We start from the raw sequence: 24,549 nt of genomic DNA on the forward strand, positions 1-24,549 counted from the left end.
TATGGCAACCAAGCAGATCACCGACGCCAGCTTCGAAGCGGACGTCCTGAACTCCGACAAGCCGGTGCTGGTCGATTTCTGGGCCGAGTGGTGCGGACCGTGCAAGATGATCGGCCCGTCGCTGGAAGAGCTGTCCGAGGAACTGGGCGAGCAGGTGACGATCGCCAAGCTGAACATCGACGACAATCCCGACGCGCCCGGCCGTTACGGTGTGCGCGGTATCCCGACGATGATTCTGTTCAAGGGCGGTGCCGCCGCCGCGACCAAGGTCGGCGCGGAGCCCAAGGGCCGGATCAAGGCCTGGCTCGAAGGCGCGCTGTAAGGTCTGATTTGAGCACGCCCCTCCCGCTTGCGGGAGGGGATGGGGGAGGGCAGGGAGTCTCACCGAGACGACCGCTTGTGGCCTTTCCCTCCCCAAACCCCTCCCGCCTGCGGGAGGGGCTTTTTTGTGCCCGGTGCGTCGAGCTGGGCACGCCCCTCCCGTAAACGGGAGGGGATGGGGGAGGGCAAGAGGTCTCACAGAGACCATTGCTCCGTTAACTCAGCGGGATCATCACCACATCACGAAACGGCGCCCGGTCCTGCAACGCCGCATACCAGCGCTCCATATTCTGCCGCGACGGCCGCTCGACCGGCAGCTGGAACCACGTATTGGCATAGGCCGCGACCGGGATATCGCCGATCCCGAACGCATCCCCCGACAGCCACTCCTGCCGCCCCAGCACATCGTCCAGGATCGCCGACAGATCCGCCGCCCGCGCCACGCTCCGCTCGATCAGCGCGGCATCGCGCTTGTCGGCCTCGGTGCGCACCAGCTGGAAGAAGATCGGCCGGATCGCGTCGGCCCAGCTGAAGCCCCAGTCCATCCACCGCTCGACCGAAGCCCGCCGCTGCGCGTCGGCGGGATAGAAAGCCTCTCCGCCATGGCTGGCCGCCAGATAGCGCAGGATGCTGTTCGACTCCCACAGGACGAAGCCGTCATCCTCGATCGTCGGGATCAGCGCATTGGGATTGAGCGTGCGGTACGCCTCGTCCATCCCGAACGGGCCGCCGACGTCGCGGCGGTCATAGGCCAGCCCCATTTCCTCGGCCAGCCAGACGACCTTCTTGACGTTGTGCGAGTTGATCCGGCCCCAGATGGTCAGCATCGGCGTCAGCTCCGATAATCGGCGTTGATCGAGATATAGCCGTGCGTCAGGTCGCAGGTCCAAACCGTCGCGACGCCTTCGCCCAGGCCCAGATCGACGCCGACCGCGATCTCCTGCCCCTTGAGATGCGCGGCGACCGGGGCTTCGTCATACCCCTCGACCGCCAGACCGTCCTTGGCCACCAGCGTCTCGCCGAAACGGATCGACAACCTGTCGCGCTCGGCGGGTTCGCCTGCCTTGCCGACGGCCATGACGACGCGGCCCCAATTGGCGTCCTCACCCGCGATCGCGGTCTTCACCAGCGGCGAGTTGGCGATCGACATGGCGATGCGATGGGCAGAACGGTCGCTCTCCGCGCCCTCGACGCGAATTTCGATCAGCTTGGTCGCGCCTTCGCCATCGCGCACCACCAGCAACGCGAGCTGGTGGCAGAGATCGGCCAGCGCCGCGCGGAACGCATCCGCGCCGTCACTCTCGTCATCGACCAGCGGCGCATTGCCCGCCTTGCCGGTCGCGAAGGCCAGCACCGTGTCGCTGGTCGAGGTGTCGCCATCGACCGTGATGCACGAAAAGCTGCGACCATTGGCGGCGCTCAGCGCACGTTGCAGGAATTCCGGGGCGACGGCGGCATCGGTGAAGATGAAGCCGAGCATCGTCGCCATGTCCGGCGCGATCATGCCCGAGCCCTTGATAATGCCCGCCAGTGTCACCGTGCGGCCATCGACGATAGCGGTCGTCGTCGCGCCCTTGGCAAAGGTGTCGGTGGTCATGATCGTCGCGGCGGCCTCTTGCCAGCCACAGGGCTCGGCGGTGAAGGCGGCGTCCAGCCCGGCTTCGGCCTTGTCGATGGGCAGCGGCACACCGATCACCCCGGTCGAGGCGACGAAGACGTCCGAGGGCTGGCATTCCATCGCGGCGGCGGTGCGCGCGGCGATCGCCTCGACGGCGGCGCGGCCGCGATGGCCGGTAAAGGCGTTGGAATTGCCCGCATTGACGACCAGCGCACGCGCCTGACCCAACACCAGCGCCTGGCGGCACCATTCCACTTCCGGGCTGGGACATTTGCTGGTGGTCAGCACGCCCGCCACGCTCGTGCCCTCGGGCAGCGTCACGAAGGTCAGGTCGGTGCGATCCCACTTCTTGTACTGCGCGCGCGCAACGCGAAGCGTCACGCCATCGATCGCAGGCAGGGCGGGAAAGGGCTGGGCGAGGGGCGAGGTGGCGGTGCTCATGGCCCCGTGCTTTGCCTCTTGCGCGCGCGCGCTGCAACGGGTTGAGGGGGCGTCACGCGATTTTGGGAAGAAGGATCGACATGCCGGTGATAACGCTAGGGTTGATGGTCCTGGCAGGCGCCATGAACGTGCAGGACGATGGCAGCCCCAAAGCTGAATTGATCGGTGATATTGGGGCGCTTTTCGGGCCTGACCATTATCCTCCGGCGGCGGCTCGTGCCGGGGAGCAAGGGTTGGTCGTGGCCGATCTCACCATTGACGCACAAGGTAGCGTGACGGGGTGTGCGATCGTCGAGGCCGCCACCCCTTCTCTCAACGACCAGACGTGCCACCTCGTCCAGTCGGTCGACGGTCTGTTTCGGGCAGCGACGGACAAGCGGGGAAGGGCGGTTTCCAGCCATTATAGCCTGCGAATCCGCTGGCAACTTCCTGACAGCCCAAATGTATGGCCTGTTTCCTCCGCCATGCGTTCGGAACTGACGGCGGAAGACGATGGCCGGGTCAGTGCCTGTCTGGCCCATACCATGCCCGGTAATGAGGCGATGCCCATATCGTGTCCGGCTTCGATCGAACCGTTGAGGGAGGGGATCAGGCAGCATAGCGGCATGGCCTCTCCTCCCCGCTTCCGCTATTTCGTCGTTCAGGACCTCGTTTTCGGGAACGACTCGCCGCTGGGCGGCGATTTGCCGCAGGGCATGACGCTCCTGCAACGCTATCGGGTCAGCTTCACGATCGACGCGCAAGGCCGAGCCGTGGATTGCCAATGGTCGGTCGGTGTCGGGCCGGTGGATACCACTCATATTCCGACGCCATGCCAGCGAAGCGAATCATTCGTCGTCACGCCCGATACGCCCAGGTCGGGCTACGAGCAGACACAGTCGGCCTATCAAATCCTGCCGCCCGCGCGGTAAGGGATCGATAGCAATCATCGTTGCACGGCGCGAAGATGTGCAACGGATGGACGCGCCGCGCGTATCTGCCTAAGACAAGCCTCGCATGAACCTGCTTCTGCTCCTTTCTGCCCTTTTGTCCGCGCTGACCGGCGTGGGCGCAAGCGCGCGTGGGCAGGAGGCGCGGGGGGTCGTTGCCGAGCGCTGCATCGTGGCCGCGGCCAAGCAGGCCGCCGTCGCGCGCGCCGCGACCCGGCCGGTGCAGGCGCTCGCCGCGCTGGTGGACAGCGCCCGGCCGCTTGGCATGTTCCGGGCCGTGACGCCCCGGCCGATCGCCGCGATCTTCATGGGCCGTCGGCGCGAATAGCCCCGGCGTCGGCCGTGGCCGACCCTATCCCTTGCCATTGCAGTCGCGCGCGCCCCGCTTCGACCGGCGCTGCGCCTATCTCACGATATTTCAGTCAGGAAATCGCTTATGTTCGGCGGCCTCGCCAAGTCCCTGTTCGGTTCGTCCAACGACCGTTACGTCAAGTCGCTCAAGCCGACCGTCGCCAAGATCGCCGCGTTCGAGCCAGAGATGGAGGCGATGACCGACGCGCAACTCGCCGCGCAGACGGTCAAGTTCCGCGAACAGCTGGACAACGGCGCAACCCTCGACAGCCTGCTGCCCGAGGCGTTCGCGACCGTGCGCGAGGCCGCACGCCGCGTGCTGGGCCAGCGTCACTATGACGTGCAGATGATCGGCGGCATCGTGCTCCACCGGGGCGAGATCGCCGAGATGCGCACCGGCGAGGGCAAGACACTGGTCGCCACGCTCGCCACCTATCTGAACGCGCTGCCCGGCAAGGGCGTGCATGTCGTCACGGTCAACGACTACCTCGCCAGCCGCGACGCCGCGACCATGGGCCGGGTCTACAACTTCCTGGGCCTGACCACCGGCACCATCATCCCCAATCTGGACGATGCGCAGCGTCGCGCGGCGTACGATGCCGACATCACCTATGGCACGAACAACGAGTTCGGCTTCGACTATCTGCGCGACAACATGAAGTATGAGCGGTCGTCGATGGTGCAGCGCCCCTTCAACTACGCGATCGTCGACGAGGTCGACTCGATCCTGATCGACGAGGCGCGCACGCCGCTGATCATCTCCGGTCCGACCGACGACAAGTCCGAGCTGTATATCGGCGTCGATGCGATCGTGAAGCAGCTGACCGCCGACGATTACGAGAAGGATGAAAAGCAGAAGTCGATCATCCTGACCGAGGACGGCACCGAGCGCGCTGAACGTCTGCTGGAGGCGGCGGGGCTGCTCCAGGGCGAGAATCTCTACGACTTCGAGAATACGCAGGTCGTCCACCACCTGAACCAGGCGCTGCGCGCGAACATGATGTTCAAGCGCGACACCGATTACATCGTGAAGGACGGCAAGGTCGTCATCATCGACGAGTTCACCGGCCGCATGATGGACGGGCGTCGCTGGTCGGAGGGCCTGCACCAGGCGGTCGAGGCGAAGGAGGGCGTCAATATCGAGCCCGAGAACCAGACCATGGCCTCGATCACCTTCCAGAACTATTTCCGCATGTATCCGAAGATTTCGGGCATGACCGGCACCGCCGCCACGGAAGCGGGCGAGTTCTACGACATCTACAAGATCAATGTCGTCACCATCCCGACCAACGTGCCCATCGCGCGCGTGGACGAGGAGGACGAATTCTACAAGAACACCCAGGACAAGTTCCTGGCGATCGCCAAGAAGATCCGCGACCACGCCGCCAAGGGCCAGCCGGTGCTGGTCGGCACCGTGTCGATCGAGAAGTCGGAGCTGCTCAGCGAATTCCTGACCCAGGAAGCCGTGCCGCATAAGGTGCTGAACGCCCGCTATCACGAGATGGAGGCACATATCGTCGCGCAGGCGGGCCGTCTGGGCGCCGTCACCATCGCGACCAACATGGCGGGTCGCGGCACCGATATCCAGCTCGGCGGCAATCTGGAATTCCGGATGCTCGACGAGCATCCCGATATGGTCGAGGGCACGCCCGAATATGAGGAGGCGGCGACCCGCATCCGTGCCGAGATCATCGAGGAAAAGCAGAAGGTGCTGGAGGCGGGCGGCCTGTTCGTGCTGGGCACCGAGCGCCACGAAAGCCGCCGCATCGACAACCAGCTGCGTGGCCGTTCGGGTCGTCAGGGCGATCCGGGCCTGTCGCGCTTCTATCTCAGCCTGGACGACGACCTGCTGCGCATCTTCGGCCCGGACACGCTGTTCGCCAAGATGATGCGCAGCAATATCGAAGATGGCGAGGCGATCGGCAGCAAGTGGCTGTCCAAGGCGATCGAGACCGCGCAGAAGAAGGTCGAGGCGCGCAACTACGACATCCGCAAGCAGGTCGTCGAATATGATGACGTGATGAACGACCAGCGCAAGGTCATCTACGAGCAGCGCGCCGACATCATGGATGCCGAGACGGTGGGCGAGGTCGTGGCCGACATGCGCGCCGAGACGGTGAACGCGATCGTCGGCACCGCCTGCCCGCCCAACAGCTATCCCGAGCAGTGGGATGTCGCAGGCATGAAGCAGCAGCTGAAGGACCTGCTGAACCTCGAGCTGCCAATCGACGACTGGATGACCGAGGAAGCGATCGACCCCGAGATCGTGCTGGAGCGCGTGACCGCCGAGGCCGACGCGATGGTCGAGGCCAAGGCCAGGGAACTGGAGCCCGACACCTGGACCAGCGTCGAGAAGTCGATCCTGCTCCAGAATCTGGACCATCACTGGAAGGAGCATCTGGCGACGCTCGACGCGCTGCGCCAGGTCGTCCACCTGCGCGCCTATGCGCAGAAGACGCCGATCAACGAGTATAAGCACGAGGCGTTTTCGCTGTTCCAGCGGATGCTCGACAATATCCGCGAGGACGTCACGCGCACCATCGCCTACGCCCAGTTCCAGTTGCAGGCACCGCCGGAGCTGCCCGAACTGCCGGACTTCATCACCTCGCACTTCGATCCGTTCACCGGCGAGGACAATACGAATGACTGGGATGCCGCGGCGCGTGGCCTGCTCCAGCCGCAGATGCCGCCGATGCAGATCCCGCAGCCCGAAGGCATGGACCTGGGCACCGATCCTGCCGAGTGGGAAGGCCGCGTCAACCGGAACGCGCCGTGCCCTTGCGGCTCGGGCCTGAAGTACAAGCATTGCCACGGGGCCGTGACGGCCTGATCGTTCTTCGATCGACGGAATGATAGGGCGGCGAGCTTCGGTTCGCCGCCTTTTCTATTCCTCCCCGAGCTACGCTTGGGGAGGGGGACCACCGCAAAGCGGTGGTGGAGGGGCAGCTAGGTCGGTGAAGGGGGACCGAGCTCGCAACGGGTGACACCCTCCGTCAGTCCTACGGACTGCCACCTCCCCTTGCAGGGGAGGAATAGACAGGTTCCGTTCAGTGACGCGGCGCGATCCTCCGCCGACAGGGAGTATCCATCATGAAACGCTATGCGATTCTGGCCGCCATGACAGCTGCGCTACCCGCTGCGGCGCCCGCGCAGTTCGTCAGCGCCGGGCCACCCGCCGATATCCTCGCCATGCCCAACCAGCCGAGCGTCGCGGCCGACCGACGCGACATTCGTCGGTCGATCCGCGAGGGACGGCGCAGCGGCGACATATCGCGCGCCGAGGCCAGATCCTTCAAGCGGGAGTATGCCGCGATTGGTGAGTTGGGCCAGCGCTTTGCGCAGGATGGCCTTTCGCTGTCCGAAGAACGCGAGCTGCAGGTCCGCACCGAAGCATTGCGCGGCATGGTCAACGCCCGCCGCGTGCGCGGTGATAAGCCCTGACCCAAAAGAAAAGGGCGGCCACCCCGAAAGGTCGCCGCCCCATGATCCGATAATCCGGCCGAATTACTTCGGCATCACCACCGTCGGCCCGATCGTGCTGACGATCGCGCGGGCGTCGAAGGCGCGCAGATTGTCGCGCGGGATCGGCCCCTTGCGCATCACGACCTCGGCGGTCGCTTCGTAGCGGTCGATGGTATTGATATCCATGTTGTTGCCGAAGAAGGGATCACCCCAGAACGGGTCCCAGCTGCGCCAGCCGAAGCCGCGGCCGTAATAGCGCCACGATGGCCCCCACCAGCCGCCACCCCAGCCGCCGAAGCCCGGCCCGAAGGCGCCCGGCGTCGAATAGGTGCGCGAGCGCAGCTGGGTGTCGCGATCGGCCATCACGAAATAGTCATAGCCATTGGCCAGCGTCAGTTCGGCCGCGCGGTAGAGCAGATAGCGCTCGACCGTGTCGCGCGACGTCACGGTGTTGCCCGCGAAGCTGACGATGAAGCGACCCGGCTCCAGCTGCTGGTCCGAATAGCCGGTGCGGTAGAAGCCCGAACCCGTCGCCGGGCGATAGGTGGTTTCGGTCGCGCATCCCGCGACCATCAAGGTGCTGGCGCCGAGCAGCGCGAGCGCGATCTTCCGACCGAATTGCATGGACACTTCTTCCTTTCCTTGCCGCCCGACCAGGCCCGACGACAACAGCCCTGTAGCTGGCACCGGTCTAACCCACCCCGGCAGAACGGTCGATGAACGGTTTGGCTCCCGCGATGAAATGTGCGTCACATGCCCGCCATATGGATTGCAATCTGTCGCCGGTGCGGGGCGCGGCGATGCTCGAACAGGTAAATGCCCTGCCATGTGCCCAACATCAGCCGCCCGCCGATCAGCGGGATGGACAGTTGGACGCCGGTCAGGATGCTGCGCAAATGGGCGGGCATATCGTCCGGCCCTTCGTCGTCATGGGCATAGGCGCGGGCATCCTCGGGCGCGATCCGCGCGAAATAGTCCAGGATGTCGGTCTTCACCTCGGGTGCGGCATTTTCCTGGATGATGAGCGAGGCCGAGGTGTGTCGACAGAACAGGGTCAGCAGCCCTTCGTCCATGCCCTGTTCGCGCACCCAGGCGGTGACGGGTCGGGTGATCTCGGTCAGGCCCTGGCCATGGGTGTCGACGGTGATGATGGTGGTGGCTTGGCGCATGGCCTCTCAATGCCCGACCCGTCCCATCGGTGCCAGTCGGGGCCGAATTGAACAGCTTTGCGGCAGGCGCGTTGTGCCCGTTTGAGGATAAGGAGACCTGCCATGAAAGCCCTGCTCGCCGCTTTGGCCGTCGTTACCGTTGCCGCCCCCATAGCCGCGACCCCTGCCGTCGCCCAAAATCGTGATTATCGCTGGCATGGCGATCGTGACGATTGGGATGCCTCGCGCGATTACCGCCGTGGCAATTACCGCGAGCGTCGACTGAACCGCGACGATCAGGTCTTCCGTGGTCGCGACGGGCGCACCTATTGCAAGCGCAATGACGGCACCACCGGCCTGGTGGTCGGTGCGGTCGGCGGTGGCGTGCTGGGCAATGTGATCGGCGGCGGGACGCTGGGCACGCTGCTGGGCGCGGGCGGTGGTGCGCTGCTCGGCCGCTCGATCGATCGCGGCAAGGTCCGCTGCCGCTAAGCTTGGCGGAACGACGGGCGTCGGTGACAGGGTTCACCGGCGCCCTTTCATTTTTCTGGCCAAGCACGCCGCCGCTGCACCATGATGTGCGCGGGAGGGCCGATATGGCATTTGATCTGAGACTGACGACCGCAATGGCCGCGGCACTGCTGGCAAGCGGCTGTAATCGCGCCAAAGCCGATGACAATTGGACGACCGATCGCGACACGGCGATCTGCACCGATGCGCAGGGCGTGCGTCTGCCCGACGATCGCTGTCGCCAGCATCGCGTCGGCAGTGGCGGTGGAGCCTTCTGGTATTTTCTCGGGCGTGGCCGCGCCATTCCCTGGTTCGGCGAACGCGCGACCGGTGGTAGCTTCCGCGCCGCGACCGGCGCCCGTTATGCCTATGCTCCGCCCGGCAGCGCGATGACCCGGTCCGCCGCCGTCAGCCGTGGTGGCTTCGGCAGTTCGGCACGTCGCTTCGGCAGCATCCACGCATGATCCGCCAGACGCTGACCCCCCGGCCCGACTGGCAGGCCAAGGTCGAGGCGCTGGGCCTGATCTGGCATGAGGGGCGCGAGCGGCCCTATTGGGACGAGAGCGCCTGCTATCGCTTTACCCGCGCCCAGATCGACAATATCGAGCGGGCGACCAGCGAGTTGTACCGGCTGTTCCTGGCGGCGGGGGAGGCGGTGGTCAGCGACCCCAAGCTTCTGAACCGCTTTGCCATCCCGCCCGTCTTTCACGACCCGATCCGCGAAGCCTGGGAGGCCGAGCCACCCGCGCTGAATTTCGGGCGGTTTGACCTGGGCTATGACGGTTCGGGTGCGCCGAAGCTCTTCGAGTTCAACTGCGACACGCCGACTTCGCTGCTGGAGGCCGCCGTCGTGCAATGGGCGTGGAAGGACGAGTGTTTCCCTGCACTTGACCAGTATAACAGCCTGCACGAGGCACTGGTCGCGCGCTGGACCGAGATCGCGCCCGCTTTGCCCGCCACGCTGCATGTCGCGCATGTCGAGGACCCGGCCGGCGAGGACGCCGTCACCGCCGCCTATTTGCGAGACACGGCCGAGGCGGCGGGCATCACCACCATCCCCATATTGATGGACCGGATCGGCTGGAACCACGACACGCATTGCTTCGTCGATGAAGCGGACATGCGGATCGAGGCGCTGTTCAAGCTCTATCCGTGGGAATGGCTGGTGCATGAGGAGTTTGCCGGGCCGCTGCTCGACAATCTGGAGCGCGGCGACCTGAGCTGGATCGAGCCGATCTGGAAGATGATCTGGTCGAACAAGGCGATCCTGCCGGTGCTATGGGATCTGTTTCCCGGCCATCCCAATCTGCTGCCCGCCAGCTTCTCGGTGCCGAACGGCGATGCGGTGGCCAAGCCGCTATTGTCGCGCGAGGGCGCGAACGTCTCGATCCGCAAGGCGGGGAGCATCGTCGCGGCGACGGAGGGAGACTATGGCGAGGAGGGCTATATCTACCAGTCGCTCTATCGTCTGCCGGAGACGGCGCCGGGATGTTTTCCGGTGCTGGGCAGCTGGGTGGTCGACGGTGCGCCGGCGGGGATGGGTATCCGCGAGGATGGGCTTATCACCTCGAACACCGCGCGGTTCGTACCGCATGTGATCGACGGGTGATCCGTCATGACTGGTGCTGTCTGGAAGAAGACAGCGCCGGTGGCTCCCTGAGTAGGATTCGAACCTACGGCCGCTCGATTAACAGTCGAGAGCTCTACCGCTGAGCTATCAGGGAATGTTCCGGCGCTGTGGAGGGGTCCTATAAAGGGCTCGGAAAAAGCCGCAACCCCTTTTTTGACGCTTTTGCGTAAGTCTGTGCGTCAAAGCTGTGGATAAATGCGGGACGGTGGCAATCAGCATTCCATTCCTCCCCTGCAAGGGGAGGGGGACCATGCGCAGCATGGTGGAGGGGGTGCGCCACATAGGATGCACTTTGCGGAAGCCCCCCTCCGTCAGGCCTTCGGCCTGACACCTCCCCGTGCCGGGGAGGATTTGCAGCTCCCCTGTCGACTTTAGGAGACGAACTGCTCCATCGTGATGCGATCGTCGAGCGCATGTTCGGGATCGAACATCAGCGTCAGCTCGCGCGAACGGTCCATGCAGATATCCACCTGCGCCACGTCGCGGACCTCGCGCTGGTCTGCCACGGCCGAGACGGGGCGCTTGCCGGGGTCGAGGACCTTGATCGAGATACGCGCCTTGTCGGGCAGGATCGCGCCGCGCCAGCGCCGGGGGCGGAAGGGGCTGATCGGGGTCAGTGCGATCAGCGCCGAGCCGAGCGGCAGGATCGGACCTTGTGCCGAGAAATTATAGGCGGTCGATCCGGCGGGCGTGGCGGCCAGGATGCCGTCGCACGCCAGTTCAGGCAGGACGATGCGTTCGTTCACCATGACCTCCAGCTTGGCGGTCTGGCGGGTTTCGCGCAGCAGCGAGACCTCGTTGATCGCGGGCAGGGTATGGACGCGGCCATCGATGCCTGTCGCGGTCATCTTCAACGGGGTGACGCGGAACGGCTTGGCGCGGGCGAGGCGATCCTCCAGCCCATAGCCGCGCCATTCGTTCATCAGGAAGCCGACCGTGCCCAGGTTCATGCCGAACACGGGCACTGCGCCGCGCCGCCGCTCCAGCATCCGGTGCAGCGTCTGGAGCATGAAGCCGTCGCCGCCCAGCGCGATGACGTAATCGGCCTCGTCGAAATCAACCCAGTCGGCGCTTTGCAGCAGGTCGGCGGCCGCCGCCTGAGCCTGCGCGGTGGGCGAGGCGACGAGCGCCCGCCGGACGGGAAGGGTCATCCGCCGGTCACGCTCATATGGCGCGACACCGCCGGGGCCGATCCCGCCTCGATGCGGAAATCATGCCGGGCGGGCTTGGCCGCCAGCCCTGCATCGATCGCCATGTCCAGCGCCTCGATGCCTCCGTCCCGCAGTGCGGCCTTCAAATCCACCTGATCCTCATGACCCAGACACATATACAGCTTGCCTTCGGTCGTCAGCCTCACCCGGTTGCAGCCGTCGCAAAAATTCGCGGTGAGGGGGGAGATCAGGCCGAGCCGGGTCTGGCTGCCCTCCACCTGCCAGTATCGCGCGGGGCCGCCGGTCCGATGCCCGGCGCGGACCAGCGGGAATTCCGCCGCCAGCCGGTCGAACACGGCGGTCAGCGGCAGGAAGCGGTCGACCCGGTCCTCATCGATTGCGCCCAGCGGCATCGTCTCGATAAGGGACAGGTCCAATCGCTCCGAAACGCACCACGATAGCATCGAAGCGATCTCGTCTTCGTTCATCCCCTTGAGCGCGACCATGTTGATCTTGATCGCAAGCCCCGCATCGCGCGCGGAGAGGATGCCATGGATCACCTGACCGACATCGCCGTGCCGGGTGATATAGCGAAAGCGTTCGGGGTCGCGGCTGTCGAGGCTGACATTGATCCGCCGCACGCCCGCATCGACCAGTCCCTGCGCATGGTCGGCCAGCCGGGTGCCGTTGGTGGTCATGGTCAGCTCTTCCAGGCCCTGGCCGACATGGCCGCCCAGCCGCTTGACCAGGTCGACGACGTCGCGCCGAACCAGCGGTTCGCCCCCCGACAGGCGGATGCGGGTCACGCCGCGCGCGATGAACCGCTCGGCGATGATCGCGATTTCGTCCAGGCTCAGCAGCTTGGCGCGGGGCAGAAAGGTCATCTGCTCGGCCATGCAATAGCGGCAACGCAGGTCGCAGCGGTCGGTAACCGAAATGCGCAGATAGCGGATCGTGCGGCCATGACGATCGACCAGCGACCCGTTGGCCGGGCGCCGATCCGTCATACCGACGGCATCCGCATGATCGGACGAATTATTGGCACGCCCCATCGTCATGATGGTAGCCCCAAGGCGGGACGCGAACAAGATCGATTGCCGTTGGTGATCCCAGTGGCGGTGGATAGGGTGCGCCCATGACGCAGGATGAATTCGGTTTTAACGCCCACCGCAGGGGAACGGCGATCTTTGCGCTTTCGTTCCGTCATTCTGCGATGCTGGACGAAGCGATCATCCGTGGTGGCTGGGCGATCTGGTCGATGGCGCCGCGCGATGGCGAGCATCCGTCGGGCGACATGCTGGTTAGCGCCTTTCTGGCCAGCGAGGCGCGCGTCGCCCTGATCGATGCGCGGGGGGAGGGTGATGCCGGGCTTCGCGCGGCGCAGGCGCTGGGCGCGGTGATCGCCGCGACGGGGGCGGCCATGCTGGTATCGGTGCCCGATTCGGCCCCCGACACGCTGGACGCGTTCCTAGCGGCGGGGGCCACGCATATCCTGGAACCCGATGCGAGCGAAGCCATGGTCCATGCCGCGTTGAAGCTGGCCGAGCGCCATGCCCGCCGGACGCTCGACGTGCGGCGGCGGCGGACCCATGCGGACGGCGAAGTGGGCGAAATCCACCGCTGGATCGCCGATATTCTGGATCAGGGCGAACCCTGTGTCGCGATCGTCGTGTCGCTGTCGCGGCTGGACCTGATCAATGCTGCGCACGGCCGACCGGCGGGCAACATGCTGCTGCGCGGGGTCGAGGCACGGATGCAGGCGGTCGCGGCCGAGGCGTTCGGAGACCGGGCGATCGTCGCGCGGTCGGGCGGGGCGGAGTTCGTCATGGCGGGCGTCGCCCATGGCCGACAGGCGCGGACCATCGCCGAAACGCTGGAGACGCTACTCGCCCATCCCTTCCAGGCGGGAGCGGTGCCGATCCGCCTGGGCGTCCGGCTCGGTCTGTCCGAGGCGCATGCCCATGAGGATCCCGCCAGCCTGCTCGCCCGTGCGGGTGAGGCGCTGGCCCAGGCGCAGGCGAGCGACGGCGCGATGCTGCGCTTCGCCCATCCCGGCGATGTGGCACCGCTGGACGTGCTGGCCGCCGACCTCCACCACGCCATCGAGCGTGGCGAGATCGATATCGTGTTCCAGCCGCAGGTCGCGATCCGCACCGGGCGGATCACGGGGGTCGAGGCGCTGGCCCGCTGGCGTCATCCGACCCTGGGGCCGCTGGGCGCCGACCCCCTTTTTGCCGCGGCCGAGCGTGCCGATCTGGGCCTGGCGCTGTCCGATCATATCCAGCAGGTCGCCCTGCAACGCGCGGCGCGCTGGCCTGTGCGGCTGTCGCATCTGCGCCTGTCGATCAACGTGACCGCCGCCGATGTCGGGCGGGCGGGTTTCGCCCGCATCTTCCTCGACCGCGTGGCGGCCAGCGGCTTTCCGCTCGAGCGGCTGACCGTCGAGATCACCGAGACCGGACTGATCCGCGAGCTGGACCGCGCCGCGCAGGTGCTCGACACGCTGCGTACGGAGGGCGTGCGGGTGGCCATCGACGATTTCGGCACCGGCTATTCCAGCCTGGCCTATCTCACCAGCCTGCCGATCGACTATCTGAAGATCGACCGTGCTCTGGTGACTGAGGTCGACGGATCGCGTCGTGACCGGGTGGTCGTGCGCGGCATCATCCGCATCGCGACGCAGCTCGGCATGGGGATCATCGCCGAGGGGGTGGAGACGGAAGGGCAGGCGCAGTTGCTTGGACGACTGGGTTGCGAAACCTATCAGGGCTTCCTCTGCGCCGCGCCACTGGACGAAAAGGCGTTGCAGGCGATGGTCGAGGGAGAAATGGAATGCGCGGCCTGACGATCGCGGCGGCCTGTATGCTGTCGCCCATGGCGGTCCATGCCGCCGCACCCGTCGCCGATCCGGCGGAGGCCGCGATCCGAACCGCGATGCTGGATAGCGCCCAGGGGTGGAGCATGGGCGATCTGGACCGCTTCATGGCCATCTACGCGCCCGATGCGGTATTTATCGGCAGCAAGGGTTTGATCCAGGGAAAGCCAGCAATTGCCGATAGTTATCGAAAGAGTTTTGCCGGTGGTGCGAACAGTCGCGGTCAGCTCCGCTTCGACTTTCTCCATTTGAAGCGGATCGGCGACCGCCGCATCCTGTTTGCCCGCTGGAACCTGTCGGGCGGTGCGAAGGCCGAGAGCGGGATGACCACCCTGGTCTTCGAGCGCCGCGCCGATGGCTGGAAGATCGTCTCCGATCATAGCAGCTGACACCCGTTCCTCCCCATCGGAGATGGGGAGGAGTGGGACGTTACCCCGCCGCCTTCGCCAACCCCTTCGATAGTTGCAGCGCGCCGTGCAGCCGCGCCTTGGCGTCGGGCCAGGCGCGGTTGAGGATCAGCTTGCCGTCGGGACGCAGCCTGGCCAGCTCGCCCAGCCGCTCGACATAGGCGAACAGCCCGTCGACATTGGGCGGCCGATTGTCGTGGAACGCGACCAGCACGCCGCGCGGGCCGACATCCATCTTGGCGATACACGCCTTTTTCGCGTTCAGCTTGATCTTGATGACCTGGATCAGATTGTCGGTCGCCTCGGGCAGCGGGCCGAAGCGGTCGATCATCTCGGCGGCGAACTCCTCCACTTCGCTATGCTTTTCCAGATCGTTGAGGCGACGATACAGCCCCATGCGCAGGTCAAGATCGGGGACGTAATCGTCCGGGATCAGGATGGGGGCATCGACGGTGATCTGCGGCGAGAAGTCGCGCTTCTTCTCGAACGCGCCGCCCGCCTTGGCCTCCAGGATCGCCTCTTCGAGCATCGACTGGTAGAGTTCGTAGCCGACCTCCTTGATATGCCCCGACTGTTCGTCGCCGAGCAGATTGCCCGCGCCGCGAATATCCAGGTCATGGCTGGCCAGCTGGAAGCCCGCCCCCAGCGTGTCGAGGTCGGACAGCACCTTCAACCGCTTCTCCGCCGCCTCGGTCATCATCCGCTCGGGCGGCGTGACCATATAGGCATAGGCGCGCGTCTTCGACCGGCCGACCCGCCCGCGCAGCTGATAGAGCTGGGCCAGGCCGAAGCGGTCGGCGCGGTTGACGATCATCGTGTTGGCCGATGGAATGTCGATACCGCTCTCGATGATGGTGGTCGACACCAGCACCTCGAACTTGCGGTCGTAGAAGGCGGACATGCGCTCCTCGACTTCCGTCGCCGACATCTGGCCGTGCGCGACGACATAGCGGACCTCGGGCACCTCCTTGCGCAGATATTCCTCGATATCGGGCAGGTCGGCGACGCGCGGCGTGACGAGGAAGCTCTGCCCGCCGCGATAATGTTCGCGCAGCAAAGCCTCACGCAGCACGACGGGGTCCCAAGGCATGACATAGGTGCGCACCGCGAGACGGTCGACCGGCGGCGTCTGGATCACCGACAGCTCGCGCAGGCCCGACATCGCCATTTGCAGCGTGCGTGGGATCGGCGTGGCGGTCAGCGTCAGCATATGCACGTCGGCCTTCAGCGCCTTCAGTCGCTCCTTGTGGGTCACGCCGAACCGCTGTTCCTCGTCGACGATGACGAGGCCCAAGCGCTTGAACTCGACATTCTTGGCCAGCAGCGCATGGGTGCCGACGACGATATCGATGTCACCGCTCGCCGCGCCGTCCTTGGTCCGCTTGGCTTCGGTGGCGGTGACCAGGCGGGAGAGGCGGCCGATCTTGATCGGAAAGCCTTCGAACCGCTGAACGAAGTTGTTGTAATGCTGGCGCGCGAGGAGCGTGGTGGGGCAGACCACCGCCACCTGCATCCCCGCCATCGCCGCGACGAAGGCGGCGCGAAGGGCCACCTCGGTCTTGCCGAAACCGACATCGCCGACGATCAGCCGGTCCATCGGCTTGCCCGCGGTCAGGTCGCCCAGCACATCGTCGATCGCCCGGTCCTGATCGTCGGTTTCCTCGTACGGGAAGCGGTCGACGAACGCCGGATAGCCTGCACTGTCCGGCTCGGCCACTTCACCGGGGCGCAGCGCGCGTTCGGCGGCCACCGCGATCAGCTCACCCGCGATCTCGCGGATGCGCTCCTTCATCCGGGCCTTGCGCCGCTGCCACGCTTCGCCGCCCAGACGGTCGAGCGTCGCACCGTCCTCGCCCGAGCCGTAGCGGGTCAGGACTTCGAGATTCTCGACCGGCACATACAGCTTGTCGCCGCCCGCATAGGACAGCGCGACGCAGTCATGCGGGCTCTTGCCGACCGGGATCGAGGTCAGCCCCTCGTATCGGCCGATACCGTGATCCGAGTGGACGACCAGATCGCCGGGGGAGAGCGTCGCCAGCTCGGCGAGGAAGGCGTCGGCCGATTTGCGCCTTTTCTGCCGCCGGATCAGCCGGTCGCCCAGCATATCCTGCTCGGTCAGCACCGCGATGCCCGGCGCGGTGAAACCATGGTCGAGCGGCAGGACGACCAAGGCGACGCCGAAGCTCTTCGACGTGTCGGCGATGCCCAGCGCTTCCTGCCAGGTCTCGGCCGCCTTCGCGCCCTTCAGCCCGTGATCCTTGAGCAGGCTGCCGAGCCGTTCGCGCGCACCGACCGAATAGCTGGCGAGGACGGGCTTGCGGCCTTCCTTGCGTAAGCCCTCGACATGGTCGACCACCGCCTCATAGATATTGGCGTGGGCCGCACGTTCGGGCGCGAAGTCGCGCGCGCCGTCGACCTCGAAGTCGAGGACGGTGGCGCTTGCCGGTTCGTGGAAGGGCGAGACGAGATGCGCGGTCGCGGCCTCCAGCCCCTCGTCCCACTCCTTGGGGGCCAGATAGAGCGACTTGGCGGGCAGGGGGCGGAAGCTACCGGGCTGCGCCGCCTCGGCGCGTTTGCGGTTCTCGTAATAGTCGGCGATGGCGTCGAACCGACTGGCCGCTGCCGCCGCCACGCCGCTGTCGCGCGCGATCACCGCGCCGTCGCCGAGATGCTCGAACAGGCTCGACAGCTTGTCCTCGAACAAGGGCAGCCAATGCTCCATGCCCGCCATGCGCCGCCCCTCCGACACCGCCTGATAGAGCGGATCGCCGGTCGCCGTCGCGCCGAAGGTTTCACGGTAGCGGGTGCGAAAACGCTTGATCGACTCCTCGTCGAGCAGCGCCTCGGAGGCGGGGAGCAGGGTGAAGCCCTCGATCCGGCCCGTCGTGCGCTGGTCGGCGGGATCGAAGGTGCGGACGCTCTCGATCTCGTCGCCGAAGAAGTCGAGGCGCAGCGCCTGTTCTTCGCCGCTGGGGAACAGGTCGACCAGCCCGCCGCGCACCGCGAACTCGCCCTGGTCATGGACCGTCTCGGTACGGACATAGCCGTTCGCCTGGAGCAGCGCCGACAGCTTCTCCAGCCCGATCCGCTCGCCGGGCGCGAGTCGTGCGACCAGTTGCCGAATGCGAAATGGCGTCAGCACGCGCTGGGTCGCGGCATTGGCGGTGGTCAGGACCAGCTGCGGCGCCTTGGGCTTGGCCTGGAGCCGGTGCAGCCCCGCGATCCGCTCCGCCATGACGCGTAAGGTAGGCGAGGCACGGTCATAGGGCAGACAGTCCCAGGCGGGGATCTGCAGGATTTCCAGTTCCGGCGCGAAATAGGTCGCGGTCGAGGCCAACTCGCGCATCTGTGCCTCGTCGGCGCAGATGAACACCGCGCGCGTCGTCGCGGCGCGGGCGAGGTCGGCGAGCAGCACGGGCAGGAACCCCGCCGGAACGCCCGACAGGGTCAGCGGGCTTTTGGCGGACAGGATCGTCTTGATATCGGGCATGGGGTTCCGAAGCTGGAGAAGTTGGGGCTTGATGTCATCGGCGTCATTCACCCCTCCCCTTCAGGGGAGGGGCCGGGGGGTGGGGCGCTTCCGCAAGCGTGACGCTAGTGGCGAGGCTCCACCCCAACCTCTCCCCTGAAGGGGAGGGGCTCGGATCAGATCAAAGTTATCCTACTTTCGGCATCTGAACGTGCGTTCTGGCGTAAGTTACCGGGCGATCGGCACGAAATTCAGCGCGCGCATCCGCTGCATCACCGGGCCGTCCCATTGCGGCGGGCAGGGTTGGGTGCCGATGGCCCAGGCCATGATGTCGACATCCTGCTCCTCCAGCAGAGCCTCGAACCAATCGAGTTCCTCACGGCTCAGCGTCTCGTGATGCGCGTCGAAAAACCCGCCGATCATCAGATCGGCTTCCTTGGTGCCGCGATGCCATGCGCGGAAGCGGAGGCGCTTGATACGGATTTCGTGGTCCATGGGGTTCCGATCCAACGAGATTAAGGCCCGAGACGCTCTGGCGGCGCGCGGGGGCTTGAGGCTATACGCACCCATCTAGTCATGCGTCCCGATATCCTCAATCCGCTGTTCGCCGAGGTCACGTCGCTGAAAGGCGTCGGGCCTGGCCTCGCCAAGCCGCTCGAACGCCTGCGCATCGCGCGGGTGGTCGATGTCGCCTTTCACCTGCCGACCGGGCATATCGACCGTTTCCCGCGTGACGAGCTGATGATGTCGGACGCGGGGCGGGTCATCTCGATCTCGCTGACCGTGAAGGAGCACCGTGTCTCGTCCTCCCCGCGCGGGCCGACGCGGGTGCGGGCGGAGGATGCGGCGGGCAACAGCGTGGCGCTCGTCTATTTCGGCGGCAATTCGGGCTGGGTGAAGAAGCTGCTGCCGATCGGCGAGACCAAGGTCGTGTCGGGTCGGCTGGACCTGTACGGCCAGGATTTGCAGATCGTGCATCCCGATCTGGGCGACAGCACCGAGGATTTCCGCGAGCGCGAGGCGATCTATCCGCTGTCGGAGGGGATCACTTCGCGGCGGCTGGGCGCGCTGGCGGTACAGGCGGTGGAGCGGGCTCCGGAACTGCCCGAATGGATCGAACCAGGGTTGAAGGCGCAGCGCGGCTGGCCCGACTGGCGGGAGGCGCTGGCCCGCGTCCATGCCGATCCGGCGGATGCGAAGGCGCGCGAGCGGCTGGGTTATGACGAGGTGTTCGCCAATCAGCTGGCGATGACGCTGGTGCGGGCCGATACCCGCAAGCGGCGGGGGCGGGCGCTCAACGGCGACGGGCGCTTAAGGGACATGCTCAAGCTGCCCTATACCTTGACCGGCGCGCAAAGCCGGACGGTGCGCGAGATCGAGGGGGACCTCACGCAGGACGCGCCGATGCTCCGGCTGCTCCAGGGCGATGTGGGCGCGGGCAAGACGCTGGTCGCGGCGATGGCGATGCTGATCGCGGTCGAGGCGGGCGCGCAGGCGGCGATGCTGGCCCCGACCGAAATCCTGGCGCGCCAGCATTATGAGACGCTTCGCAAGACGCTGGCCGGGCTGCCGCTGGAGATCGCGGTGCTGACCGGCCGCGACAAGGGCAAGGCGCGCGAGGCGACCCTCATGGCGCTGGCGGCGGGGGAGATCGACATATTGGTCGGCACCCATGCGATCTTCCAGGAAACCGTAACCTATCGCGACCTCGCGCTGGTGGTGGTGGACGAACAGCACCGCTTCGGCGTGGCGCAGCGGATGATGCTGTCGGCCAAGGGCAAGGCGCCGCCGCATCTGCTGGCGATGACCGCGACGCCGATCCCGCGCACCCTGACGCTCGCCAATTATGGCGAGATGGATGTCAGCCGCCTGGACGAGATGCCGCCGGGCCGCCAGCCGATCGAGACGCGGGTGGTGTCCGAGGACCGGCTGGACGAGGTGGTCAATGCGCTCGGCCGCCATTTGTCGGACGGGGGGCAGGCTTATTGGGTGTGCCCGCTGGTCGAGGAAAGCGAGAAGTCCGACCTCGCCGCCGCCGAGATGCGCGCCGAGACCCTGCGTGCCCGGTTCGGCGAGCGGGTGGGCCTTGTCCATGGCAAGATGAAGCCTGCCGAAAAGGACGCCGTCATGGAGGCGTTTGCAGGCGGGCGTCTGGGATTGCTGGTCGCGACGACGGTGATCGAGGTCGGGGTGGACGTCCCCAACGCCACGCTGATCGTGATCGAACATGCCGACCGCTTCGGGCTGGCGCAGTTGCACCAGTTGCGTGGGCGCGTCGGGCGGGGCGGGGGGCTGTCGCGCTGCCTGTTGCTCCGCGGCTCGCACCTTTCGGAGACGTCGCGGGCGCGGCTCGCCCTGATGCGTGAGACCAATGACGGCTTCCGCATCGCCGAAGAGGATTTACGGTTGCGGAAGGCTGGCGATTTGCTTGGTACGCGACAGTCGGGAGACATGGTTTTCCGGTTAGCTACACCCGAAACCATGAATGACCTGATGCAGTGCGCGCAGGATGACGCCCGGTTGCTGATCGACCGCGATGGCGGGCTGGAAGCGCCGCGTGGGGCTGCGGCGCGGACGGCGCTCTATCTGTTCGAGCGGGACGCGGGCGTCGCGCTGCTGCGTTCCGGCTGAACGAAGCGGCGTTCGTGGCGTTGGGCGCGGATGGCTGCCTTCTTTCCGCTCATCCTCGTCCTGATCGCTGGTATCGGCCTGGCGATCCAGCCGCCGACCAATGCCGCGCTGGCCAAGGCGTCGGGGTCGGTCGTGCTGGCGGCGCTGACCTCGTTCCTGATCGGGACCTTGACGCTGGCGGTCGCGTGGGCCGCGATCGACCGGACCAGTCCGGCGGCTTTGAAGGGCGCGCCGGGCTGGGCGTGGCTCGGTGGCTTCTACGGCGCGGGGTTCGTCGCAGTGCTGGCCTATGCCGCGCCGCGCCTGGGGATTTCGGTCGCGCTGACGGCGGCGATCGCCAGCCAGTTGGTGGCGGCGCTGATCGTCGATCATTTCGGCTTGTTCGGGGTGCGGGTGGAGCCGGTGACGATCGGTAAGGTCGTGGGCGTGGCGCTGGTTATTGCGGGCGCGGTGGTGGTTCGGCGCGGGTGAGGGGGGCGTGGCCTACCGACCTTTCCGTTCCCCGGCGAAGGCCGGGGTCCAGTTTCTTCCTCCTGGACGAAGAGACCTGCCGATGTGAGGGAGGGCGCTGCCGCCCCGAACCTTCGTGTGCGCTATCTACCGCCCATCATTGGACCCCGGCCTTCGCCGGGGAACAGCCGCTATGGAAAGGGAGTACGTCCCAACCTCCGTCCCGCCTCAGCCCTTCGGCCGGCTGGCAAGCCAGCCGCTCAGGATAAACTTCGGCACATGGCGCCGAAGTGGAAGGCCATAGGAATCACCCCGCCGTCAGCAGCCCGTGGTTTTTCTTGCCCGACGAAAGCTTTACCGGCTCGGCCCCAACGGCGATGACGGCATTCTCGTCCGCCACCTTCTCGCCATCGACGCGCGCGCCGCCGCCTGCGATCAGGCGTCGTGCCTCACCCTTGGACTTCGCAAAGCCCAGCCCGATCAGCGCATCGACGATCGAAACCGACCCGCCCTCGACCGCAAAGCTCGGCAATGCCGCGCCCGCCGCGCCTTCCTCGAAGGTCCGGCGCGCGGTATCCGCCGCCTCGTCCGCCGCCGCACGGCCACGGCACATGGCGGTCGCCTCGTTGGCGAGGATCTTCTTGGCCTCGTTGATCTCCGCGCCTTCCAGCTTTTCCAGACGCGCGATCTCGTCCAGCGGCAGGTCGGTGAACAGGCGCAGGAAGCGGCCCACGTCGCGATCGTCGGTGTTGCGCCAGAACTGCCAGTAATCGAAATGCGGCAGCTGATCCTCATGCAGCCAGACCGCACCGGCCATGGTCTTGCCCATCTTGCCGCCGTCCGCCGTCGTGATGAGCGGGGTGGTCACACCGAATACCTCGGTCCCATCCATGCGGCGGGCCAATTCGATACCGTTGACGATATTGCCCCACTGGTCCGACCCGCCCATCTGCAACCGGCAACCATGGCGCTGGGCCAGCTCGCGGAAGTCATAGGCCTGGAGGATCATGTAATTGAATTCGAGGAAGCTCAGCGACTGCTCGCGGTCAAGGCGCAGCTTCACCGAATCGAACGACAGCATCCGGTTGACCGAGAAATGCTGGCCCACTTCACGCAGGAAGGGGATGTATTCCAGCTTGTCGAGCCAGTCGGCATTGTCGACCATCACCGCATCGGTTGGACCATCGCCAAAGGTCAGGAAGCGTTCGAAGATGCGCTTGATCGAGGCGACATTGGCCTTGATCCCGTCCTCGCCGAGCAGCTTGCGCGCCTCGTCCTTGAAGCTGGGGTCGCCGATCTTGCCGGTGCCGCCGCCCATCAGGACGATCGGCTTGTGGCCCGTCTGCTGCATCCGGCGCAGGAGCATGATCTGCACTAGGCTGCCGACATGCAGCGAGGGCGCGGTCGGGTCGAAGCCGATATAGCCCGGCACCACCCCGCCCGCGGCCAGACGGTCCAGCGCGGCGCCGTCGGTCATCTGGTGGACGTAACCCCGTTCATCCAGGGTGCGAAGCAGATCGGAAGTGTATGCCATGATGACTGGCCGTTACACCGCCGATCCGCGTTCGTCACCCCAAAGGCGTCGGGGGATCAGCGACAGACGGTACGCCCGTTACGCTCGACATAGTTGCAGGGGCGATAGCCCGAGCCCCGGCCCGTATAATTGGTATAGTCGCCCTGCGAGCGCGGATCGACATAGCCGGGGGTGCGCCGCGCCCGGTCATATTCGCGTGCGACACGGGCCTCGCGGCGCGCCCGCCAATCATTGCCGCGCCAGCCCCGGTCGTCACGCCAGCCGCGCCGCTCGCCCCGCCAGTCACGGCGGTCGTTTTGACGCCAGTCGCGCCGGTCGTCCCGCCGATCCCGATCATAACGCGGGCCATCGCCACGCCAAGACTGGGCTTCAGCGCTCGACACGGGAAGCGCCGTCGTCGTCGCGATACCCGCCACCGACAGGCCGATCGCCGCCAGAACATGGAACACCTTCTTCATACGCCAACTCCCAGGGGCAACGGCCCCGTGTTCGTTTCCAACCTATGACAGGTCGTGGCGTTCCGAATCCTGAACCGCCCGTTAGCCAGCGTTCATAAAGCGCGCACGGGTCAGGGCCTGGGCAACTGGCTGAGTGGATCGACGGGCGTGCGGCCCCGGCGCAACTCGAAATGCAGCTCGGGCCGGTCGGCGAAGCCGGTCTGGCCCGACAGCGCCAGCGTCTGGCCGCGCTTCACGCTCTGGCCGCGCTGGACCATCAGCTTGGAGGCATGGCCGTACACGCTGGTCCAGCCATCGCCATGCTTGACGATCACCAGTCCGCCCAACGCCGCGATGCCGTCCCCGACATAGGCGACCACGCCGTCCGCCGTCGCCTTGATCGGCGTACCGAGCGGTGCCGCGATCTTGATGCCATCATTGCGCTCGCCGCTGGAGCCCGCGCCGAACCGCTTCACGACGCGGCCGTCGATGGGCCAGGCAAAGCCCGAGCGCAGCCGGGCGGGGGCCGCCACCACGGCGGTCGGCGGCAGGACGCGGCGCGGCGTCGTGCTGGGTCTTGCAGGTTCCTGGTTGCTGGCCAGCGCGGGCTCGCCGCCGGTCAGGATGTCGTCGACGTCGAGCGTAAAGGCGGCGGCGCGCTCCGCCGCGCTGCTGATCGGGGTGGCCCCGGCGGCGGTGCCGGGGATCAGGATGCGCTGCCCGGCGCGCAGGACATAGGGTTCGCTGAGCGCATTGGCCTCGACGATGCGCGACCAGGCGACTCCGTAGGCGCGTGCGATGGCGATGCCGCTCTCGCCCGAGCGGACCAGATGATAGCGGCCAGCGGGAATGGTCAGGCGCTGGCCCGCCCGGATCATGAAGGGCGGGGTCAGCGCATTGGCGCGGGCGATGACTTCCGAACCGGCACCCGTGCGATCCGCCACGCCGCGCAGCGTGTCGCCGGGCTTCACGACATAGACGCTCTCCGTGATCTCCCGCGCATCGGGTGCGACGGGGCGCAGTTCCCAGGACGGGCGTGGGGCGGGCAGCGAGGATACGGGGGCGGTCGATACGGGCGCCGGTCGCTGGACGATGAATCCCGCAGCAGGCGGGCGCTGGGCAGGCCGCGGCGTGGTGACGGGCACCGAGCGGCGGATGGCCGGACGCGTGGAACCGGGCCGGGAT

At 66.5% G+C, this 24,549-nt stretch carries 23 protein-coding genes and 1 tRNA gene; 12 read left to right on the forward strand and 12 right to left on the reverse strand.

Annotated features, from left to right (window positions below; translation table 11 throughout):
* Nucleotide 1: 1 nt before the first annotated feature.
* Complete coding sequence (gene trxA, locus BSZ14_RS13655; protein WP_007404159.1) at nucleotides 2-322, forward strand: thioredoxin; 321 nt, start codon at nucleotides 2-4, stop codon at nucleotides 320-322.
* A 214-nt stretch (nucleotides 323-536) separates the two neighbouring features.
* On the opposite strand, the gene BSZ14_RS13660 is transcribed toward trxA, so the two are convergent.
* Together BSZ14_RS13660 and argJ are read right to left on the reverse strand one after the other, a co-directional pair.
* Complete coding sequence (locus tag BSZ14_RS13660) at nucleotides 537-1,148, reverse strand: glutathione S-transferase family protein (protein ID WP_076711336.1); 612 nt, start codon at nucleotides 1,146-1,148, stop codon at nucleotides 537-539.
* Between the two features lie 5 nt (nucleotides 1,149-1,153).
* Nucleotides 1,154-2,380: a bifunctional glutamate N-acetyltransferase/amino-acid acetyltransferase ArgJ gene (argJ, locus tag BSZ14_RS13665; protein WP_076711337.1), complete on the reverse strand. Its 1,227-nt coding sequence runs from the start codon at nucleotides 2,378-2,380 to the stop codon at nucleotides 1,154-1,156.
* A gap of 104 nt (nucleotides 2,381-2,484) precedes the next feature.
* Between argJ and BSZ14_RS13670 the strand changes: the two genes are divergently transcribed.
* The 4 genes from BSZ14_RS13670 to BSZ14_RS13685 all read left to right on the forward strand — a co-directional run bounded on the left by BSZ14_RS13670 (nucleotide 2,485) and on the right by BSZ14_RS13685 (nucleotide 7,101).
* Nucleotides 2,485-3,291 (forward strand): energy transducer TonB, encoded by an 807-nt coding sequence (locus BSZ14_RS13670; protein WP_206744341.1) that lies wholly within the window; start codon nucleotides 2,485-2,487, stop codon nucleotides 3,289-3,291.
* Between the two features lie 85 nt (nucleotides 3,292-3,376).
* Nucleotides 3,377-3,637: a hypothetical protein gene (locus BSZ14_RS13675; RefSeq protein WP_052811360.1), complete on the forward strand. Its 261-nt coding sequence runs from the start codon at nucleotides 3,377-3,379 to the stop codon at nucleotides 3,635-3,637.
* A 108-nt stretch (nucleotides 3,638-3,745) separates the two neighbouring features.
* Entirely contained in the window at nucleotides 3,746-6,490 is a 2,745-nt protein-coding gene (gene secA, locus BSZ14_RS13680) for a preprotein translocase subunit SecA (RefSeq protein WP_076711339.1), read from the forward strand.
* A 260-nt stretch (nucleotides 6,491-6,750) separates the two neighbouring features.
* Nucleotides 6,751-7,101 (forward strand): hypothetical protein, encoded by a 351-nt coding sequence (locus BSZ14_RS13685; RefSeq protein WP_076711340.1) that lies wholly within the window; start codon nucleotides 6,751-6,753, stop codon nucleotides 7,099-7,101.
* 63 nt (nucleotides 7,102-7,164) lie between these two features.
* On the opposite strand, the gene BSZ14_RS13690 is transcribed toward BSZ14_RS13685, so the two are convergent.
* The gene (locus tag BSZ14_RS13690) at nucleotides 7,165-7,746 is read right to left on the reverse strand and encodes a CC0125/CC1285 family lipoprotein (protein ID WP_052811366.1); all 582 of its coding nucleotides are present in this window, start codon (nucleotides 7,744-7,746) and stop codon (nucleotides 7,165-7,167) included.
* A gap of 125 nt (nucleotides 7,747-7,871) precedes the next feature.
* On the reverse strand, nucleotides 7,872-8,291 hold the full coding sequence (locus tag BSZ14_RS13695) for a secondary thiamine-phosphate synthase enzyme YjbQ (RefSeq protein WP_076711341.1): 420 nt from the start codon (nucleotides 8,289-8,291) through the stop codon (nucleotides 7,872-7,874).
* 102 nt (nucleotides 8,292-8,393) lie between these two features.
* Here BSZ14_RS13695 and BSZ14_RS13700 point away from each other — a divergent pair, with 102 nt between their 5' ends.
* The 3 genes from BSZ14_RS13700 (at nucleotide 8,394) to BSZ14_RS13710 (ending at nucleotide 10,389) form a co-directional block, all read left to right on the forward strand.
* Nucleotides 8,394-8,762, forward strand: a complete 369-nt coding sequence (locus tag BSZ14_RS13700) for a glycine zipper 2TM domain-containing protein (RefSeq protein ID WP_076711342.1) — start codon at nucleotides 8,394-8,396, stop codon at nucleotides 8,760-8,762.
* Nucleotides 8,763-8,866: 104 nt separating this feature from the next.
* Nucleotides 8,867-9,244, forward strand: coding sequence for a hypothetical protein (locus tag BSZ14_RS13705; RefSeq protein ID WP_042482920.1), 378 nt, complete (start codon nucleotides 8,867-8,869; stop codon nucleotides 9,242-9,244).
* Complete coding sequence (locus BSZ14_RS13710; protein WP_076711343.1) at nucleotides 9,241-10,389, forward strand: glutathionylspermidine synthase family protein; 1,149 nt, start codon at nucleotides 9,241-9,243, stop codon at nucleotides 10,387-10,389. The genes BSZ14_RS13705 and BSZ14_RS13710 overlap by 4 nt, the downstream gene beginning before the upstream one ends.
* A 40-nt stretch (nucleotides 10,390-10,429) precedes the next feature.
* Here BSZ14_RS13710 and BSZ14_RS13715 read toward each other — a convergent pair.
* The 3 genes from BSZ14_RS13715 to moaA form a co-directional block, all read right to left on the reverse strand.
* Nucleotides 10,430-10,504 (reverse strand) — tRNA-Asn (locus tag BSZ14_RS13715).
* A gap of 277 nt (nucleotides 10,505-10,781) precedes the next feature.
* Complete coding sequence (locus BSZ14_RS13720; protein ID WP_042482915.1) at nucleotides 10,782-11,561, reverse strand: NAD kinase; 780 nt, start codon at nucleotides 11,559-11,561, stop codon at nucleotides 10,782-10,784.
* Nucleotides 11,558-12,568: a GTP 3',8-cyclase MoaA gene (gene moaA / locus BSZ14_RS13725; RefSeq protein ID WP_076711350.1), complete on the reverse strand. Its 1,011-nt coding sequence runs from the start codon at nucleotides 12,566-12,568 to the stop codon at nucleotides 11,558-11,560. Before moaA ends, BSZ14_RS13720 begins: the two co-directional genes overlap by 4 nt.
* Before the next feature lie 206 nt (nucleotides 12,569-12,774).
* Here moaA and BSZ14_RS13730 point away from each other — a divergent pair, with 206 nt between their 5' ends.
* On the forward strand, nucleotides 12,775-14,406 hold the full coding sequence (locus BSZ14_RS13730; RefSeq protein ID WP_076711351.1) for a putative bifunctional diguanylate cyclase/phosphodiesterase: 1,632 nt from the start codon (nucleotides 12,775-12,777) through the stop codon (nucleotides 14,404-14,406).
* Nucleotides 14,394-14,825, forward strand: coding sequence for a YybH family protein (locus tag BSZ14_RS13735; protein ID WP_241823763.1), 432 nt, complete (start codon nucleotides 14,394-14,396; stop codon nucleotides 14,823-14,825). Before BSZ14_RS13730 ends, BSZ14_RS13735 begins: the two co-directional genes overlap by 13 nt.
* A gap of 40 nt (nucleotides 14,826-14,865) precedes the next feature.
* Here the strand turns inward: BSZ14_RS13735 and mfd are convergent, their stop codons facing one another.
* Together mfd and BSZ14_RS13745 are read right to left on the reverse strand one after the other, a co-directional pair.
* A complete protein-coding gene (gene mfd, locus BSZ14_RS13740) occupies nucleotides 14,866-18,333 on the reverse strand; it encodes a transcription-repair coupling factor (RefSeq protein ID WP_076711344.1) in 3,468 nt (1,155 codons plus the stop codon).
* A gap of 207 nt (nucleotides 18,334-18,540) precedes the next feature.
* Nucleotides 18,541-18,807, reverse strand: a complete 267-nt coding sequence (locus BSZ14_RS13745) for an FAD assembly factor SdhE (protein WP_076711345.1) — start codon at nucleotides 18,805-18,807, stop codon at nucleotides 18,541-18,543.
* An 81-nt stretch (nucleotides 18,808-18,888) separates the two neighbouring features.
* On the opposite strand from BSZ14_RS13745, the gene recG reads away from it, so the two are divergent.
* Nucleotides 18,889-20,943 carry an ATP-dependent DNA helicase RecG gene (gene recG / locus BSZ14_RS13750; RefSeq protein ID WP_076711346.1) on the forward strand — a complete coding sequence of 685 codons (2,055 nt, stop codon included), beginning with the start codon at nucleotides 18,889-18,891 and terminating at the stop codon, nucleotides 20,941-20,943.
* 30 nt (nucleotides 20,944-20,973) lie between these two features.
* The gene (locus tag BSZ14_RS13755; protein ID WP_076711347.1) at nucleotides 20,974-21,414 is read left to right on the forward strand and encodes a DMT family transporter; all 441 of its coding nucleotides are present in this window, start codon (nucleotides 20,974-20,976) and stop codon (nucleotides 21,412-21,414) included.
* A 286-nt stretch (nucleotides 21,415-21,700) separates the two neighbouring features.
* Here BSZ14_RS13755 and tyrS read toward each other — a convergent pair whose 3' ends face one another.
* From tyrS to BSZ14_RS13770, 3 genes are all read right to left on the reverse strand, one after another.
* A complete protein-coding gene (gene tyrS, locus BSZ14_RS13760) occupies nucleotides 21,701-22,927 on the reverse strand; it encodes a tyrosine--tRNA ligase (RefSeq protein ID WP_076711348.1) in 1,227 nt (408 codons plus the stop codon).
* Nucleotides 22,928-22,983: 56 nt separating this feature from the next.
* Nucleotides 22,984-23,385, reverse strand: coding sequence for a hypothetical protein (locus BSZ14_RS19890; protein WP_076711349.1), 402 nt, complete (start codon nucleotides 23,383-23,385; stop codon nucleotides 22,984-22,986).
* Nucleotides 23,386-23,495: 110 nt separating this feature from the next.
* Nucleotides 23,496-24,458 carry a M23 family metallopeptidase gene (locus tag BSZ14_RS13770; protein WP_076711353.1) on the reverse strand — a complete coding sequence of 321 codons (963 nt, stop codon included), beginning with the start codon at nucleotides 24,456-24,458 and terminating at the stop codon, nucleotides 23,496-23,498.
* Nucleotides 24,459-24,549 lie beyond the last annotated feature (91 nt).

The organism is Sphingomonas sp. Sph1(2015), from assembly GCF_001970915.1.
Classification (GTDB): Bacteria; Pseudomonadota; Alphaproteobacteria; order Sphingomonadales; family Sphingomonadaceae; genus Sphingomonas; species Sphingomonas parapaucimobilis.